The organism is Alteromonas sp. ABH2_165, from assembly GCF_056159945.1.
Map to the genome: position 1 here is coordinate 372,925 of NZ_JBSWWF010000003.1, position 15,465 is coordinate 388,389.

The 15,465-nt window shown below is 48.3% G+C and carries 13 protein-coding genes; 9 read left to right on the forward strand and 4 right to left on the reverse strand.

Annotated elements, in window-relative coordinates; translation table 11 throughout:
• Nucleotides 1-66: 66 nt before the first annotated feature.
• Nucleotides 67-933 carry an NAD(P)-dependent oxidoreductase gene (locus ACXAFQ_RS08895; RefSeq protein WP_474820237.1) on the forward strand — a complete coding sequence of 289 codons (867 nt, stop codon included), beginning with the start codon at nucleotides 67-69 and terminating at the stop codon, nucleotides 931-933.
• Between the two features lie 31 nt (nucleotides 934-964).
• Here ACXAFQ_RS08895 and ACXAFQ_RS08900 read toward each other — a convergent pair whose 3' ends face one another.
• Nucleotides 965-2,620 (reverse strand): response regulator, encoded by a 1,656-nt coding sequence (locus tag ACXAFQ_RS08900; protein WP_474820241.1) that lies wholly within the window; start codon nucleotides 2,618-2,620, stop codon nucleotides 965-967.
• A gap of 250 nt (nucleotides 2,621-2,870) precedes the next feature.
• Between ACXAFQ_RS08900 and ACXAFQ_RS08905 the strand changes: the two genes are divergently transcribed.
• The 5 genes from ACXAFQ_RS08905 to ACXAFQ_RS08925 all read left to right on the forward strand — a co-directional run bounded on the left by ACXAFQ_RS08905 (nucleotide 2,871) and on the right by ACXAFQ_RS08925 (nucleotide 8,597).
• A complete protein-coding gene (locus ACXAFQ_RS08905; protein WP_474820243.1) occupies nucleotides 2,871-4,358 on the forward strand; it encodes a CoA-acylating methylmalonate-semialdehyde dehydrogenase in 1,488 nt (495 codons plus the stop codon).
• Nucleotides 4,359-4,370: 12 nt separating this feature from the next.
• Nucleotides 4,371-5,525, forward strand: a complete 1,155-nt coding sequence (locus tag ACXAFQ_RS08910) for an acyl-CoA dehydrogenase family protein (protein ID WP_474820248.1) — start codon at nucleotides 4,371-4,373, stop codon at nucleotides 5,523-5,525.
• 67 nt (nucleotides 5,526-5,592) lie between these two features.
• Nucleotides 5,593-6,741 (forward strand): enoyl-CoA hydratase/isomerase family protein, encoded by a 1,149-nt coding sequence (locus tag ACXAFQ_RS08915; RefSeq protein WP_474820389.1) that lies wholly within the window; start codon nucleotides 5,593-5,595, stop codon nucleotides 6,739-6,741.
• On the forward strand, nucleotides 6,738-7,628 hold the full coding sequence (gene mmsB, locus ACXAFQ_RS08920) for a 3-hydroxyisobutyrate dehydrogenase (protein WP_474820251.1): 891 nt from the start codon (nucleotides 6,738-6,740) through the stop codon (nucleotides 7,626-7,628). Before ACXAFQ_RS08915 ends, mmsB begins: the two co-directional genes overlap by 4 nt.
• A 141-nt stretch (nucleotides 7,629-7,769) precedes the next feature.
• Nucleotides 7,770-8,597, forward strand: coding sequence for a putative RNA methyltransferase (locus ACXAFQ_RS08925; protein WP_474820255.1), 828 nt, complete (start codon nucleotides 7,770-7,772; stop codon nucleotides 8,595-8,597).
• A 93-nt stretch (nucleotides 8,598-8,690) separates the two neighbouring features.
• On the opposite strand, the gene ACXAFQ_RS08930 is transcribed toward ACXAFQ_RS08925, so the two are convergent.
• Nucleotides 8,691-10,208 carry a DUF3413 domain-containing protein gene (locus ACXAFQ_RS08930; RefSeq protein WP_474820257.1) on the reverse strand — a complete coding sequence of 506 codons (1,518 nt, stop codon included), beginning with the start codon at nucleotides 10,206-10,208 and terminating at the stop codon, nucleotides 8,691-8,693.
• A gap of 9 nt (nucleotides 10,209-10,217) precedes the next feature.
• Complete coding sequence (locus ACXAFQ_RS08935) at nucleotides 10,218-10,433, reverse strand: YejL family protein (protein ID WP_474820261.1); 216 nt, start codon at nucleotides 10,431-10,433, stop codon at nucleotides 10,218-10,220.
• Nucleotides 10,434-10,583: 150 nt separating this feature from the next.
• Between ACXAFQ_RS08935 and yejK the strand changes: the two genes are divergently transcribed.
• The 3 genes from yejK to ACXAFQ_RS08950 all read left to right on the forward strand — a co-directional run bounded on the left by yejK (nucleotide 10,584) and on the right by ACXAFQ_RS08950 (nucleotide 13,513).
• A complete protein-coding gene (gene yejK / locus ACXAFQ_RS08940) occupies nucleotides 10,584-11,639 on the forward strand; it encodes a nucleoid-associated protein YejK (protein ID WP_474820265.1) in 1,056 nt (351 codons plus the stop codon).
• 171 nt (nucleotides 11,640-11,810) lie between these two features.
• Nucleotides 11,811-12,683 (forward strand): 6-carboxytetrahydropterin synthase, encoded by an 873-nt coding sequence (locus ACXAFQ_RS08945; protein WP_474820269.1) that lies wholly within the window; start codon nucleotides 11,811-11,813, stop codon nucleotides 12,681-12,683.
• Entirely contained in the window at nucleotides 12,683-13,513 is an 831-nt protein-coding gene (locus ACXAFQ_RS08950; protein ID WP_474820272.1) for a M23 family metallopeptidase, read from the forward strand. Before ACXAFQ_RS08945 ends, ACXAFQ_RS08950 begins: the two co-directional genes overlap by 1 nt.
• An 84-nt stretch (nucleotides 13,514-13,597) precedes the next feature.
• On the opposite strand, the gene ACXAFQ_RS08955 is transcribed toward ACXAFQ_RS08950, so the two are convergent.
• Nucleotides 13,598-15,370 carry a M61 family metallopeptidase gene (locus tag ACXAFQ_RS08955; RefSeq protein WP_474820274.1) on the reverse strand — a complete coding sequence of 591 codons (1,773 nt, stop codon included), beginning with the start codon at nucleotides 15,368-15,370 and terminating at the stop codon, nucleotides 13,598-13,600.
• Between the last annotated feature and the right edge of the window lie 95 nt (nucleotides 15,371-15,465).

Genomic DNA, 15,465 nt, shown 5'->3' on the forward strand with positions numbered 1-15,465 from the left:
AACCGTTTAAATGAAATCAGCAAGTTAGCTGAATATCTCATTATCACGTATAACGAAGAGAATACAATGTCTGTTAAAAAAGTTACTTTTCTTGGCCTTGGGGTTATGGGCTATCCCATGGCCGGTCACCTGCAAAATGCGGACTTCGACGTCACGGTTTATAACCGTACAACTAGCAAAGCAGAAAGCTGGAAACAGCAATATGGCGGCAAGTTCGCTAAAGACATTGCTGCCGCGATATCTGGCGCAGACATCGTGTTTATGTGTGTGGGTAATGACAACGACGTACTCGCAGTGGCAGGAACAGCCATAGATAACATGGCGGCTGGCGCGGTGCTGGTCGATCACACCACAGCCTCTGCTGATGTGGCCAGAACGCTTAGCCAGCGCTGCAAAGAAAAATCACTTGGGTTTCTCGATGCACCAGTTTCCGGCGGCCAGGCAGGCGCTGAGAATGGTCAGCTCACTATTATGGTGGGAGGAGATCAGGCGGTGTTTGATCGCGTGCAGCCAGTCATGGATGCCTATGCGCGCCATAGCCAGTTACTTGGTGATGCGGGCAGTGGCCAGTTAGCTAAAATGATGAACCAGATTTGTATTGCCGGTATTGTTCAGGGCCTGTCGGAAGCATTGCATTTTGGTCAACAGGCAGGGTTAGATTGTGCGGCCGTTATCGATGTTATTTCTAAAGGTGCGGCACAGTCATGGCAGATGGAAAATCGTGCGCAAACCATGCTAGAGGGGAAATACGACTACGGTTTTGCCGTTGATTGGATGCGAAAAGACTTGTCGATTGCCCTTGATGAAGCACGGCGCAATGGTTCTACGCTTGCGCTTACCGCACTGGTTGATCAGTATTATGCCGATGTACAAAAAGCAGGGGGCAGCCGCTGGGATACATCAAGCTTACTGACCCGACTGTCAACGTCTTAACGTTGCAGTCTCTCGCACTCAAGAAGTACGCTCAAGACGCAGAGTCTTGAGCGTTTTCATTGTTCGGTGTTTGCTCAGCATAGAAAAAGCTCGCTTCAGCTTGCGCTTGGGTTCTTAGTCGATGCAGACGTTTACGGTTGCTGTTATTGAGCGCCCCAACATCGAGTTTACTTAGCAAAGCCGGTACGGTGTACGAGCGGTAATTAGCATGGCGAGACTCCAGCATGCACTGTACCAGGTTCAAGCCAAATGCTGCCGTACTGGGCTGCATCTGATAAGCCTGATAAAAATAGTACATTGCTCTGATGTAGTCTCTACCAATGAAAAGTCGCATTCCCGTATTGTTGAGCTCGAGTGAACGCTCTTCGGCCATACCCATATCAAGCTCTGCATTTGTCAGTACCTGTTCATTTAACGTTTGCGAGGTCAGGTTGCTTACAAGGTGATTGCGCTCATGTGCCATCGCCAGTAATTCACGGGCTTTTTCACTGTTTCCAATGGCATTGTGGTTTTTTGCTGCGATGGTTAAGGTGGCAGGATCGGTGCGCGACAGCAGATCCATATGTTCTAGCGATAATATCTGAGTCACTTTATCGAGATCGTCTTCGAGAGATGCCGCGAACGCGAGCAGGTAATCTTTCTTCTGAATTTGCTGTTGATCCACTTGTGCCCGGCTTGCTATGCCAATCAATCGGCGTGCCTGGCTAAGACTTTCGTCACGATTTGTTTTCGGTTGTTGCTCAGCAATGGAAAGGTAAAACTCAGCCAGTTCTACAGTGAATTCATTGAAGCGTTCGCGGGTACTGCGATTGTAATCACGCTTTTTTTGTAACAACTCTATGCCTTCAATCACCTTATCCTGTTTCTGGTAGGTCAACGATTTTAGACGCGTAGCGGGAACACTTAACTCGCTAATTTTTATATGATCTAAATAGAATTCAGCTTGTGACCAGGCTTCCTGTTCAAAGCAAAGGCACGCGAGCCATTCGAAAGCTTTATCTCGTGCCAGTGAATTGGTCATTAAGTCAGAAAGCTCATTTCTGCAATGCGACCAGTTGCCCGCCAGATATTCGCATTTAATTTTTCCCCATTGCGCCCATAACACTTTGTCTGAATGGGCTAGCACGGTTTCATACAGCTTTTTGGCTTCTAAAAGTTTACCAAGCTGAAACAAAATACGGGCATGTAACTTCACCACATCATTTTTAAGTCTGCCGGGGGTTTGCTCGCTGTCTAGTTCGTTAATAATGCGAAGTGCATTTTCTGCATCATTGTTATCCAGCGCGTCGAGGGCCTGTTTAACAAAGTTTCTGTAGCTCAAATAATGCTTTATCCCGCGGGTCAATGTGGCAATGTTGTAAGGCTTTATGACCAATAAATCCGGCTGTGTATCAATGATCTGACCGACAGTTTGCGGGAGCCGGTCGGCGGTAATAAATATGATGCCGGTACTTGGACGAATAAACTGGCTCTGTCGTAACTGTTGCACCCATTCCACGCCATTTCTGCCTTGTCCGAGGTGAAAATCCATCAGAATTATTTCAAAATTTTGTCGGCGAAGGGCAGCTTTTAGCTCAGAACCGTTACTGAAACTACTAATTTCAAACTCGCCCATGGGCAGCAAGTGACTGCGGATCGCCGAGCGGGCAGTGGCGTTATCTTCAATAATTGCCAGACGATAGGGCATGATGGCGAGCAGCTTCCTGATATAACAGCGAGAATGGCACTTACCTTAAGCATAACAGCGTAGGTGAAATTCGTCACCCTGAGAGCTCTCTATTATAAGTGTTTCACCAGAACGTGCTGAACACATCAATCGTTGTCACAAAAAATTTACAATATGCTTTTATTTGTTTTACGTTAACGTTTACGTAAACCTTCAGAATTGTTTAAGGTGTTGCATAAGCCAATAGCAAGCAACATGAAAAGAGAGCGATATGCAAAACGTGCCGATGTTGATTAACGGGGAATGGGTGTCAGGGAAGGGGGAACAGACGATAGCTGTTACTAACCCTGCCAATAACGAAACCATCGCCAATATTCCGTGTGCTTCTGAAGATGACATGACCGCAGCCATTGATAGTGCGGTGAAGGCATTTGAGACCTGGCGCGACGTGCCTGTCACCGAGCGTGCTCGTTTGATGATGCGTTATCAAGCATTACTCAAACAACATCATGATGAACTGGCCACACTTCTGGCCAGCGAAACAGGCAAAACATTCGACGATGCCAAAGGCGATGTGTGGCGTGGTATTGAAGTGGTTGAACAAGCCATGAATGTGCCGTCTATGATGATGGGCGAAACCGTAGAAAATGTTGCCCGCAATATCGACACTGCCAGCTACATACAACCTTTAGGTGTGTGTGTTGGCATCACGCCGTTTAATTTTCCGGCAATGATACCGCTTTGGATGTTTCCTCTCGCCATTGCATGTGGCAACACGTTTGTGCTCAAGCCTTCAGAACAGGACCCGCTGACACCCAACCGTCTTGCTGAACTGTTTCTGGAGGCGGGAGCACCGCCAGGCGTACTTAACGTTGTGCATGGTGGTAAGGCGCAAGTCGACCGTTTACTTAATGATGTCCATATCAAAGCCGTTTCTTTTGTGGGATCTGTGCCTGTAGGTCAAGCCATTTATAAAACCGCTACGGCAAATTTGAAGCGCGCCCAATGTTTCGCCGGTGCCAAAAACCACACTGTTGTTATGCCTGATGCGAACAAAGAACACGTATTGAATAATCTCGTCGGGGCATCTGTTGGTGCGGCAGGGCAGCGTTGTATGGCTATTTCAGCAGCAGTATTTGTTGGCAATGCGAAATCGTGGATCCCAGAATTGGTTGAACGTATTGCCAAGGTAAAACCAGGCTTATGGAACGATAGCGAAGCCGGCTTTGGCCCGTTGATCTCACCGGCGGCGAAGCTACGTGTGTTGTCGTTAATTGAACAAGGTAAAAAGCAAGGCGCGAACTGTTTGCTGGACGGCTCTGATTTTAGCGTACCAGGTTATGAAAATGGCAATTGGGTTGGCGCCACGGTGTTTTCAGAGGTTACGCCAGACATGGCTATCTATCAGGAAGAAATTTTCGGGCCGGTGCTTTCGTGTATGACCGTTGACTCTCTGGACGAAGCGCTTTCGCTGGTGAACGCGAACCCCTTCGGTAACGGCACTTCTATATTTACTAACAGTGGTGCGGCTGCGCGTAAGTATCAGCATGAAGTCACCGTGGGGCAAGTAGGAGTTAATGTCCCCATTCCGGTGCCACTACCGTTTTTTTCATTTACCGGCTGGAAAAACTCGTTTTACGGCGATTTACACGCTTACGGAAAGCAAGCCGTGCGCTTTTACACAGAAACCAAAACGGTTACGAGTCGTTGGTTAGACGATGATATTCCTGGTCCACTTAATCTCACCATTTCAATGTAATAGGAGGCATCAATGGACTTTTCTTTTAACGATGACCAAATCGCCTTCATGGATGCGGCCTGCCAATTCGCTGCTCAGGAATTTGCTCCGAATGCAGCTCGCTGGGATAGAGAACATATTTTTCCTGTAGAAGCCCTACGCAAGGCGGGTGAACTGGGCTTTTGTGGCTTATACACACCGGAAGACGCTGGCGGACTGGGGCTGTCGCGACTGGACTCATCGTTAATCTTCGAACAGTTAGCGATGGGCTGTACCACCACCACAGCCATGCTAACTATTCACAATATGGCGACCTGGATGATTGCCACTTGGGGCACCGAGGAAGCGAAAAGCGACTGGTGTGATGCATTGGTTAGCGGAGAAAAGCTTGCTTCTTATTGCCTTACTGAGCCCGGGGCAGGTTCAGACGCCGCATCGTTAAAAACAAAGGCGGTTTATTCACAAGATGGTTATGTGATTAACGGCTCCAAGGTTTTCATTTCTGGCGCGGGTAGTACAGATGTTCTGGTCGTTATGGCGCGAACGGGCGGCGAAGGACCAAAAGGTATTTCGGCTTTTGTGGTTCCTGCTAATGCAGAGGGCGTGAGTTACGGTAAGCCAGAAGAAAAAATGGGCTGGAACGCGCAGCCAACGCGCATGATTACCTTTGAGAATGTGCATGTGCCTGCTTCGGCTTTATTAGGCAATGAAGGCGAAGGATTTAGTATGGCGATGCAGGGACTCGATGGCGGCAGGGTGAACATCGCAACTTGTTCGGTTGGCACGGCCCAGCAGGCGCTAGAAACCGCAAGGCAGTATCTTAACGATCGGGAGCAGTTTGGCAAACCACTGGCAGCCTTTCAGGCGCTTCAGTTCAAATTGGCCGACATGGCCACAGAATTGGTAGCGGCTCGCCAGTTGGTTCGCCTGGCTGCGTTTAAATTGGATAACAATGACGCAGATAAAACCACCTATTGCGCTATGGCAAAACGCTTCGCTACGGATGCGGGCTTTATGGTGTGTAACGAGGCACTGCAAATACATGGTGGATACGGCTACATAAAAGAGTATCCGCTGGAGCGACATGTACGGGACGTACGTGTGCACCAAATTTTGGAAGGTACGAATGAGATTATGCGCGTGATCATCGGTCGCAGACTCATCGCGGACATGGGGGCGGTGTTATAATCCAGCCAAATAGACTAGGCTGGTGATGCTTGATAGCCCACATCTGATACCTAATGCCGACAAGGATATGCTTGTGAACGAACAACAAAAGGTGATTGCGACCGAACATCGTACCCGCTGCGGACAGCGATTCGGACAACTGACGCTGAATAAACCAAAAGCACTGAATGCGCTGGACTTAGATATGGCAACCACAATGCTCGCTGTGTTAAAGCAATGGGATAAAGACGATGACATGGTGTTTGTGCTGATTGACAGTGTGGGTGATAAAGCATTTTGTGCGGGTGGCGACATCGTTTCGATGTATCACGCAATGGCAGAGCAACCCGATACGGTGCCTCCATTTATAAAATCATTTTTCACTGTGGAGTACGAACTCGACCATACCATCCATACCTTCAGCAAACCGGTGGTGGTATGGGGTTCAGGAATTGTTATGGGCGGTGGTATGGGCCTGTTGCAAGGTGCAAGTCATCGTGTGGTCACCGAAACGAGTAAACTGGCCATGCCGGAAATCTCTATCGGCCTTTTTCCTGATGTGGGGGCCAGTTTTTTTCTGCCGCGACTTCACCATAAACTCGGATTATTTTTGGGCATGACGGCGGCGCAGTTGAACGGTGCTGAATCGGTGAATCACGGAATGGCCGATTTTCTGTGCAAAAGCGGCGGATTGAGTGCGCTTATTTCACAATGGCAAAACATCGACTGGTCATCGACGGCGTCAGCTGGCAATGAGCTGTCTCGTTTGCTGAAAGACCATTCTACGAGCATAGCGCACGATGACCGGGTAATAACGCTAAACGACCGTGTTGCACCTTGGCTGGCAGAGATTGAGCGAATTTGTGCGGCGAATACTGCCAGTGACGTAAAAGCCGGTCTTCTCGCTATTGATGCGGGCGAAGATCCCTGGATGCGCCGTGCGCAACAGTCATTGTCAGCCGGTTCTAGTCTTACTGCCGCGCTGTTCTTCTCGCAATTTAGTAAAGGCGCACAGTTGTCGTTGTCAGACTGTTTTCGTATGGAACTGATCATGGCGTGTCGGTGTGCTGCATTTGGCGAACTCAAAGAGGGGATAAGGGCGCTGCTTATTGATAAAGACGGTAATCCTGCCTGGCGTTTTAATCACATCGACGCCATTCCAGGCGATGTTGTCGCCGTTTTTTTCGCACCACCGTGGGAAGAAGCGCACCCGCTTATACATTTAGGAGAATCATGATGCATATTGCGTTCTTTGGATTAGGAAACATGGGGTCGCCAATGGCGGCAAACCTGCTAAAAGCAGGGCATGAGGTAACGGTGTATGACCTGGTTCCTGCGGCAGTAGAAAAGCTAAAAATGCAGGGGGCCAACGGCGCCGATAACGTCGCAGAAGCAGTAACCGACGTCGATGTAGTGATTTCTATGCTGCCAGCCGCACCCCACGTAAAAGCGCTGTATTTTAATGAAGATGGTATATTTTCTAATCTTAACAAAAGCACGTTGATTATCGATTGCAGTACCATTGATGCGCAAACGGCAAAGCAGGTCGGTGATGGAGCGGAAAAAGCCGGTCACGCGTTTATTGATGCGCCAGTATCTGGTGGTGTAGCCGGTGCCACCGCGGGTACGCTAACCTTCATTATGGGCGGAGAAACAAGCGCCGTAGAACAAGCCAAAGCTATTTTATCTGCCATGGGTGCCAATCTGTTTCATGCCGGCCCGGTGGGAGCAGGTCAAATTGCCAAAATTTGCAACAATATGCTGCTTGCGGTGCTCATGGCCGGTACGTCGGAAGCCTTGCAACTCGCCATTGACAATGGCCTTGATCCAAAAGTGATGTCAGAGATCATGTTGCAGAGCTCGGGTTGTAATTGGACTTTGCAGAAATACAACCCTTGCCCGGGCGTGACGGACAATGTGCCTTCGTCGAACGGGTATCAGGGAGGATTCATGGTTCAACTCATGAACAAAGACTTGAGCTTAGCGATGGATACCAGCGCTGCAAGTGGTTCAGCCACACCCATGGGCGCTGCGGCGCAGCAACTTTATCGGTTGCACCAGCGTAACGATACCGCAACACAGGATTTTTCCAGTATTTTTAATTTCTATAGCCGAAACAGTTAATGCTTACGGTCACCAGTGACAGGGCAGTAATGGGTTAATTTCTGCCCTCCATTCTACCTTGCGCGTTTACCAGGCTGCGCTTACTTCTTGCCGTTATTTTTGCTACATTGCCCCGGATTTTACCGCTAAGAGAACCAAACCATGTGGCGATGCCCGTTATGCCAGTCTTCCCTTGCTACCGATACCGTTTGGTACTGCGAAAATAACCACCGTTTTGACGTATCCAAGCGGGGTTATGTCAATTTACTTCCGGTGCATAAAAAGGGCAGTAAACAACCTGGCGACAGCAAAGAGATGCTTTCAGCTCGACAGACGTTTCATCAAACGGGCGGCTATCAACCGTTGATGGACAAAATGGCAAGGCTACTGATATCAGCGCTGAAAACAAAAACAGGCGAATTGAGCCTGTACGATGCCGGTTGTGGTGAAGGCAGCTATTTGAACGAAGTGCAGTGCGCATTACAAAATCATGGGATGGCAGTTTCTGCGGCTGGCAGTGATATTGCAAAAAGTGCCGTCGACATTGCCGCGCGGCAATACAAGCAGGCGCAATTCGTGGTTGCCAGTAGTTTTGATTTACCGGTAAAAGATAACGCGGTGGACGTGGTGCTTCAGGTATTTGCACCTGGTGATGATAAAGAGCTCCACCGGGTTTTAAAGCCGGGTGGACTACTCTTGCATGTTGCACCGGGGCCCGAGCATCTGAATGCACTTAAATCGGTGGCTTACCAAACACCACGCAAGCATGAGCAACCGGTTGATCGCAGAGCTGGCTTTATGTTGCAGTCACGAGAACCTTTGTCGTTTGATGTTAATTTTAGCTCGGCTGAACAAATTAGCGCTCTGCTTATGATGACGCCGTTCACCTGGCGATTAAGCGAAGAGAAACGAGAGAGTTTGGTCCGCGATTTGAAACAGATAGAAGCCGATTTTGTCGTCAGTTTGTGGGCAAAATCTGAAGCGGTGTAGCGCTGAGCGCGATAAAAAACAATAAGGCTAAAACAAAAAACGCAGGATGTTCATCCTGCGTTTTTAATGGTTAATGATTGATGGTATCGCCGGCTATTTCGAAAAGTGGATCAGATGTTTAATTGCCCTGCTTAATAAATCCACATTTAAAGGGTCGTTACTGCGTGCACGGGTATCGACATCAGAGATTTCAAAACTACCATTGCTTAACACCTCAATCATTTGGTCGTTATGGACCACAATGACTTTCTCTCCAGAGGTACTCACCAGCCAATTACGTTGCGGCGCAAGCAAGTTCTGGCCCGTTGAGTAGAACTGAACCGGCGCATGACAACCAAGTGCATTCATGATGGTAGGCGCTAAATCTTCGGTGCTCGCCAACTTACCTTTTACATTCAAGGTGGTGTACAGTTTCCCGCGGGTGGTGCCACCGTCGGTATCGAAACCCGTTGCGATAATCACATCGCTGTTCGCAAACACCTCGTTATTCAGCATTTCTGCAATTTTTGCTGCAGGTAGAAAGGCTATATGCAGTCCGTCGTGATTATTACTCACCGGCTGGCGGTAACCATTGAGCGCTTCTGTTGGCAATGTCTCATCAACATGAATAGACACTGGCATGCCCAAACCTACAGGCAATGCGAGTAGCACGGGGCGCTTGTCTTTCAAGGTGCCCTGATAGATTTCAGGAACACCGAACAAGGTGGTGTGAATCAGGCCATCGAGTGACGATGCGGTGGTGAAATAGTTATCCATTTCACGGAGATCAAACTGCGGTAAGTCGGGCAGTGGAGCATCGTCAGTTTGCACAACCAGTGCAAATGTGCGCGTTGATTCAATATTGCAGTACACCGGCTCGGTGGGATAAGCCACCTGATGGATTTCCGGATCGAACTGTAATTGTTGTCGTTCACGGTAACGATCAAGGTCGAGTAAGCCGTAACGCGACATGGTGGTTTTGGCGGTGGCAGGGTATGACAACGGGAACATGTTGTCCTGCTTTACAATAGGTTGGTATAACTCGGCATCGGCCCACACGTGAATAGCATGACTCGCCACAAAGCAGCCTAGGAAAAACACCATGACTTTGGTGCCAATTTTATGCTGTTGCAAACGTTCGACCCGCTTCCAGATAGCATTGGCAAGAATGAGTTGAAAGCCCAACCACACTACAAACAACAGCAGGAGGTACATCCATTGTTGCAGGCCGAATTCAGTGACTTGTGTATTGGCTTCGCTGCGTAATAAGTCGGCGGAACTGAAACTTAAATGAAAGCCCGTGCGATTAAACAGCAGTGCATCGAAGGCCATGAGGGCGAGGCCTACAGCGGCGATGGCGGAAGCGGCGAGTTTGATGATCCTGGGATTGGTGGCCAGGTAACACAGCGGCAATACAAATATGACAAAACCGGAGAAGGTCATAAAGCCAATATGACCGAACCAGTTACACACTAAATACAGTGCGCCGAGCAACGTACCCGGTGCCGGCGATGAAAAGATAAACACCGAAGCAATTATCATTGCGATGGCGATGTTTGCCAGAGCGAACCAGTGGCCCCAATTGACCAGACGGGTAACGCGTTGACGGCGCGGAGATTCCGCTAAAATCATGGTTGCAACCTATTCCTTGACACTTTTTACCAGTACGGAAGCAAATTGTTCTGCCATTGCTTTTCGACTCGCTGGCGATACCTGCGTATTCAAAATATGGGTGATAACATTTCCCAGCACCATGAGCTGAAGATCTCTGTCTGCCTGATTTTCCTCAAGGGTGAGGATAACTTTATTCATTAGCGCTTCAAAATCCGAATCGGAGTAACGGCTTTGTTGGGGCATTGCGACGCCTCTTTTACTGTTTTCTTTTTCAAAAAAGAATGGAATTTAATTTCAAATGATTATAATCGTTGCTCGGGTGATAACAATCATTCATTCGTAAATCCCGCAAATACGCTGTAAATTCTTAACAAACAGGACTTCTTTTAGCCTATGAGTGCACTGATTCACCATTTTGTCGTTCATCGTTTGGTCGTTACCGATGAAGGCAAGCTCTCAATTATTCCCCGTGACAAATGCCTTGCAGTAACGCCGGAAATTGAATCATTGGCCCATCAGATAAACCACAGTTTTAACAGCAAGCCGGGTAAAGGGGTTGGCCACTTTACCGATTCAGCGGAAACCGCAGAGGATAGCGTGCCGTTTAAAGCCTCCCTTGCTGACTTCATGCATGCGCAAAAAGAACGCGTGGATAATTTAGAAGACATCTTTCATCAATTTACCGTTACCTCCGGCGACAAGCTTATCAAAGCGCTCACCGATACCGGCAGTGTTCAAACCGGTTTTCTGATTTTTTGTCAGTACGAATTCCTGGCAACCCAATACCTTATGATCACGTTGTTAAACACCCGTTCCCACGTGGAGATTAACCAGGCGTTGGAATTAAATGCCCGCGAGCACCTTGATTTAGCCAAAATGCAGCTTGCGGTACGTATTGATCTTACACAGCTTGAAATTCAACCGGAGCAAAAGCGCTACGTGAGCTTTATTAAAGGCTTGATGGGTCGTAAGGTGTCAGATTTCTTTATGGATTTCATTGGCTGTGAAGAGCTGGTGGATATTAAGCAACAGAATAAACAGCTTATCTCGTCCGTTGATGCCTATTTGGCCAGCGAAAACCTGGATCGTAATGAACAAGAGCTGCATCGCGAAGAAGTAAAATCTTACTTCAAAGAAAAAATTGATGCGGGAGAAAGCTTGTCTATCACAGAGCTGTCTGGGCGCTTATCACCCGAAAGCGACAGTGAGCACAGTTTCGAGGCCTTCACGCAAACGCTTGAAGCACCATTAGAAGCGTCTATTCAGCCCGATCCTGCTGCATTACGCCAATTAGCAAAATACACCGGCCAAGGCGGCGGTGTGTCGTTAAGCTTTGAGCGAAAGCTTCTAGGTGAACGGGTCATATACGATCCCGTATCGGATACCCTTACCATTAAGGGCATTCCTCCTAATTTGAAAGATCAGTTGACCAGACAGTCAAAAAATTAACTAATTTTACCGCCGGCACTGGCTTGGCTGGCAGTGTGGGTGGTAAAATCGCGCATTCTTTGTTTCTGTTCGCTTGCTGCGATGATTCGCCAGGCTTCAAGATGAGAAACAGTTTCTTTTGATTATTTATCGTATAATGCCGGCTGATTATTTCCGGTAGTAAGGTTTTACATGCAATTATTTGTTAACGACCTCACCGTTATGGATTTCTCTTACCTGTGCCCTAAGCGCGGCATGGTAGGTGAAAGCTGGATTGTCGACGTGGTGTTATCTGGCGATCTGAACGATGAGAGTATGATTCAGGATTTCGGTAAGGTTAAAAAGAATCTTAAGCGCCTGATTGATGACTACGTCGACCATAAATTGCTGGTACCTGCCGATTACAATGATGTTGCAATTATTCGTAACGACGACGAACAAGTTGATGTGCGTTTTACCTGTGAGGATGGCCGGGTATTGCAACTGTACTGCCCGGCGGAAGCCTATGCGTTCATTTATGGTGAAAGCGTCACCATGGAGTCCGTTGGCTTATATTTGCGGGAAGTCCTTGCCACACATTTGCCTGAGAATGTGGACAATTTGGAACTCATCCTGCGCACAGAAGCGATTACAACGCCGTTTTATCATTACACCCACGGGCTAAAAAAGCATGACGGCAATTGTCAGCGTATTGCCCATGGTCACCGCTCTAAAATTGATGTGTTTGTCGATGGCCAAAATAGCCTGGAAAGCCAGGAATACTGGGCTTCTCGCTGGGAAGACATTTATATTGCATCAGAAGAAGACCGCCTGACCTTCGAAAATCGTCAGGCCAGCGGCGATGTGCCAAGTGATCAGTCTTACAGCTGTTTTGCCTATGAATCATCACAAGGCTATTTCGAAATTTTGCTGCCCGATGCTGACTGTGAAGTGGTCACCACTGATTCTACCGTAGAGTGTTTGGCACAGTTTATTTATGATCAAGAAAAGCAGCGCCAGCAAGGGGCTGCGGTCAAAATTCTTGCTTATGAAGGCGTGGGCAAAGGCGCACTGGTGTGCGACTGATGAAAAGCATCGCCCAGGCAGTTGTGGCCTGTACATTTTTGCTAAGTATGTCTTCTGTGGTGCATGCCGTGGCCAACGACTCTGGGCTGGTATTGAACGGAAAGTTTACCCAGGGCAGTTTATTTCGTGGTCAATTACCCGTTGGAAGCAAAATTATGCTCGATGGGGAAACACTGAAGCAAAATGACCAGGGCAAGTTTGTATTCGGCTTTGCCCGTGATGCCAAACTGAATCATCGCCTTAGCTGGACATTGCCTGACGGGTCATCCGGGAATCGTGACATCACGCTTAAAAAGCGTGATTACAATATTCAGCGCATAGACGGTCTTAAACCTTCCATGGTCACGCCGCCACAAGAAACCCTCGACAGAATCAATCGCGATAGTGCCAATGTGGGTAAAGCAAGAGCAGGTGTGTCTGAGCTTGATGCATTGTTCACCGGGTTCATCTGGCCAGCAGAAGGCCCTATCACTGGTGTTTACGGCAGTCAGCGTGTGTTAAATGGCGTACCAAAAACACCACATTATGGCGTTGATGTGGGCGCGCCGACGGGCACACCGGTGGTTGCACCGGCTGCAGGCGTTATTACGTTATCGGATGATTTGTATTACAGCGGCAACACCGTCATTCTTGATCACGGCATGGGTGTGTATTCCACGTTTTTACACCTCGATGCGTCTGATGTGAAAGTGGGCGATGTTTTAAAGCAGGGCGATGCTATTGGTAAAATTGGTGCCACAGGTCGTGCCACCGGGCCCCATTTAGACTGGCGCCTTAATCTTGGTAAGATGCGCCTTGATCCGGCTTTGCTGGTACCCGCGCGAGATTAATCATAGCCATTGAAGTGGTAAACAAAAACGACGGCTGCAGCCGTCGTTTTGTGTTTAAGGCACATTCATTCTGCTAAAGGCACCTTAACTCGTGAGCCATTCCGCCAGTTTTTCTTTATCCTCGATGGTGAAGTAACAAGCTTCTTGGCGTTCTTCGATAACCGGCAATTTCAGAGTAAGCAACCGACCATCACGGATAACACTGATTCCGAGCTCTGTTTTATCTGTTTGATTAAGCAGACGTTGCAGCAGTACATCTCCGACCACGTAGCCTTCAAGGGCGATGATCTTATCATTCACCTGTAGACCGGCGAGGTCAGCGGCACCGCCTTCAAATACTACTTGTACTATTACGCCCAAATCGGCAGATTTAATGGCGGCGCCCAGCGGATGTTTTTGATACGCCGGTGAGGGTGGCACACCACCGCGATCGGCGGCTGAGTTTTTAGGCCGCGTGTGCAGACGCAAGCCGATATCTGCCAGCCAATCATTCAAAGGTACGTCTTCGTAGCCGTATACCACTTTTTGCAGATAGTCAGACACATCAATATTGAATTCAGACTGACACACTTTTTCTATAACATCGTCTGGGGTGCCCTTTTCGTCGGCCCCGTAATCTCGCCACAGCGCTTGCATCAGATTATCCAGGGAAAACTTGCCACCCGACGCTTTACGCAACAATAAGTCCAGCCCAAATGCGATAATGCCGCCCTTAGTGTAATAGCTGACAATATTGTTGGGTGCACTGGCGTCTTGTTTATAGAACTTCGTCCAGGCATCAAAACTGGATTCCGCCACAGATTGCTTAAAGCGGCCTTTTGTTACTTGCAGGCGGGTTAGGTTCTGACCCACGATCTCTAAATATTTTTCCGGTGATATTAACCCTGTTCTCGCCAGCGTGACGTCATCGTAAAAACTGGTAAAGCCCTCATAAATCCATAACTGAGGTGTGTACACTTCCTGGCTGAGATCCGGTGTGAGGAAAACGGCAGGGCGCAGTCGTTTTACATGCCAGGTATGAAACAATTCATGGCAGCACAGGCTGAGGAAGGTGACGTATTGATCTGTTTTAGCGCCACCTTCACGTTCCAGTGGTAAATCAAAACGCGGATAGAGCAGGGCGGTTGAGCTACGGTGCTCTAAGCCGCCGAAGCCCGCGTCACTGAGCAGCGTCATAAAGATATAGCGATCGACAGGGTAAGGTTTTCCGAACAAAGAAAGGTGATGCTGACATACTGATACCATGTCTTCGCAAATGCGTTTGGTATTAATGGGCGTATTGCCACTGAACAGGAATACAAATTCCACGCCGTCTACGTTAACGCTGTCGAGTACACATTCACCCATAAAGAGGGGGTGATCGATAAGTTCGGCATAATTTTCACACAGATAATGCGCGCCATTTTGATCGGTAAGCGGCATACTGGTTTCAACGTGCCAGTGATCGAGGGCTTCAGGCAATGATACCGTTACTTCACATGCCGCGTTGGATAACGCCGGCACTTCCAGAAACACACTGGTACCATTCACAAATCCGTATTCGTCATTGAGATAGGCTGCGCGTACCGATAGGTCGAAAGCATAAACCGTATAAATAACCCTGGCTGCTTGTTTGTTGGTGACCAGCGTCCAGGTTTGTTTATCTGTTTTTTCCACAGCGAGTGAGTCGCCTGACGCGTTGGTTGCATTGAGCGTGATGATATTTCGGGCAAAATCACGCACCATATAGCTTCCTGGGATCCAGGCTGGGAGTGTCAGCACCAATTCATTGTGGTCTGTCGCTGGAATTGTCATTGTGACGGAGAACGTATGCTGTGAACGTGAAAGAACAGAAATGTCGTAACGAAGTGATGTCATTGAAACACCCGGTAAATAAAGCGGTAATTAATGATGCCTTAGACAACACACTTTGTCAGCAAGGAAACCTGTTATAAAATCATGGCGATCACAAA

Coding starts and splice junctions, on each gene's coding strand:
- ACXAFQ_RS08955 (WP_474820274.1), bottom strand. CDS start 15,370: ATGACATCACTTCGTTACGACATTTCTGTTCTTTCACGTTCACAGCAT.
- ACXAFQ_RS08945 (WP_474820269.1), top strand. CDS start 11,811: ATGCAATTATTTGTTAACGACCTCACCGTTATGGATTTCTCTTACCTG.
- ACXAFQ_RS08905 (WP_474820243.1), top strand. CDS start 2,871: ATGCAAAACGTGCCGATGTTGATTAACGGGGAATGGGTGTCAGGGAAG.
- ACXAFQ_RS08915 (WP_474820389.1), top strand. CDS start 5,593: ATGCTTGTGAACGAACAACAAAAGGTGATTGCGACCGAACATCGTACC.
- ACXAFQ_RS08895 (WP_474820237.1), top strand. CDS start 67: ATGTCTGTTAAAAAAGTTACTTTTCTTGGCCTTGGGGTTATGGGCTAT.
- ACXAFQ_RS08950 (WP_474820272.1), top strand. CDS start 12,683: ATGAAAAGCATCGCCCAGGCAGTTGTGGCCTGTACATTTTTGCTAAGT.
- yejK (WP_474820265.1), top strand. CDS start 10,584: ATGAGTGCACTGATTCACCATTTTGTCGTTCATCGTTTGGTCGTTACC.
- ACXAFQ_RS08935 (WP_474820261.1), bottom strand. CDS start 10,433: ATGCCCCAACAAAGCCGTTACTCCGATTCGGATTTTGAAGCGCTAATG.
- ACXAFQ_RS08910 (WP_474820248.1), top strand. CDS start 4,371: ATGGACTTTTCTTTTAACGATGACCAAATCGCCTTCATGGATGCGGCC.
- ACXAFQ_RS08900 (WP_474820241.1), bottom strand. CDS start 2,620: ATGCCCTATCGTCTGGCAATTATTGAAGATAACGCCACTGCCCGCTCG.
- ACXAFQ_RS08925 (WP_474820255.1), top strand. CDS start 7,770: ATGTGGCGATGCCCGTTATGCCAGTCTTCCCTTGCTACCGATACCGTT.
- ACXAFQ_RS08930 (WP_474820257.1), bottom strand. CDS start 10,208: ATGATTTTAGCGGAATCTCCGCGCCGTCAACGCGTTACCCGTCTGGTC.
- mmsB (WP_474820251.1), top strand. CDS start 6,738: ATGATGCATATTGCGTTCTTTGGATTAGGAAACATGGGGTCGCCAATG.